This window comes from Protofrankia sp. CiP3 (genome assembly GCF_917627345.1).
In the GTDB taxonomy this organism is placed as follows: domain Bacteria; phylum Actinomycetota; class Actinomycetes; order Frankiales; family Frankiaceae; genus Protofrankia.
The window spans coordinates 24,562-25,921 of sequence record NZ_CAKJTM010000072.1; the positions used below are offsets into that span (position 1 = coordinate 24,562).

At 74.1% G+C, this 1,360-nt stretch carries 1 protein-coding gene; it reads left to right on the plus strand.

Features of this window, described 5'->3' with window-relative positions; genetic code table 11:
* A partial coding sequence (locus MJ797_RS19680; RefSeq protein WP_239337753.1) for a CHAT domain-containing protein occupies nt 1-1,360 on the plus strand: 1,360 nt, incomplete at both ends.

Below are 1,360 nucleotides of genomic sequence, written 5' to 3' on the forward strand. Positions count from 1 at the left end.
GTTCCTGCCGGTGCTGCTGCCCGGCCGCTCGGTCGAGGACATCCCGCAGTGGCTCGGCCCGTACTCGACGACCCACTATCCGATCGCGGAGATCTCCGACACCGGTGCCGGGATGGAGACGCTGCTGCGCGTCCTGACCGGCCAGCCGTTCGAGATCGAACCACCGCTGAAGCCAGGCACCCGCCCTGTCCTGCCTCCCCGTGACGTCGCCGTGCCTGGGGCACCACCGCCGGCCGGTTCGCGGGCAGGTACCGGTGGCCGGGACGGGTCACGCCGGGGTTCGCTGACACATGAGATCGTCCTTGCGGTGCGGCTCGCCGACGGCTGGCTGACCACGCGGACGGTACTTGGCGACACCGTGCTGGGGGAGCGCGCCACGGCGTTGCCGCTCGGGCTCGGCACGGTGTGGACGGCACAGCCCGCGGATCCGGCGGGCGCGGACGCCTACCTGTCCGACGCAGGCCACCGGTTGCGCGACGCGCTGTTCGACGCCGGTACCGCGCGGCACCTGACCGAGCTGATCGACGCCGCACCGTTCGGCACGGTCGTCGACATCGTGGTGGAGGCCGACGGCCCGGCGCTCGCGCTGCCCTATGAGCTGCTGCGGCTGGCCGGCGGAGGCGGCAGGCCGCTCGTCACCATGCCCGGCGTGCGCCTGGCCCGCCGGGTCGCTGGGCTGAGCCGGCAAGGGATGCCGAGCCGGGTCGCGACCCCGCCGTTACCGGGCCCGTTGAAGATCCTCGTCGCGGTGGCGGCCCCGGACGAGACCCGGACGCGGAACGCTCCGCTCGACGTCGAGGCGGAGATGCAGGCGATCATCGACGCTGTCCAGCCGGTGGCGGGTACCGGGGCCGCGCAGGTCACGATCCTCGAGGTCGCCGGCCTGACGGAGATCGCCGACGCGCTGGGCGGCCGGAGCGCCGCGGGCGATGCCGGTTACCGCGTCGACGACAGCTACCACGTGCTGCACCTGTCCGCGCACGGCTCGCCGTCCTCGGCCGAGCTGGAGGACGAGGACGGCAACCCGGTCACCATCGGTGCGCAGGAGCTGGTGGACGCGCTCAAGGGCGCATCCCGCCCGCTGCCGTTGATCGTGCTGGCGTCCTGTTCGGGTGCGGCCCGAACTGAGGGGCTCGCGGAGAGCCTCGTCCGCGGCGGGGCCGACCGGGTCGTGGCCATGCAGACGACCGTCACCGACCGTTATGCAACCGACTTGGCCAGGGTCTTCTACGCGGAGCTGGCCACCGGCCGCGCCGAGTCGGTGGCTGCGGCGCTCGCCGAGGCCCGCCGGCGGGTGGACGCCGATCGCCAGGCGGCCGCGCGGGCCACCGGCCGGCTCGCGGCTCCCGAGTACGCCACC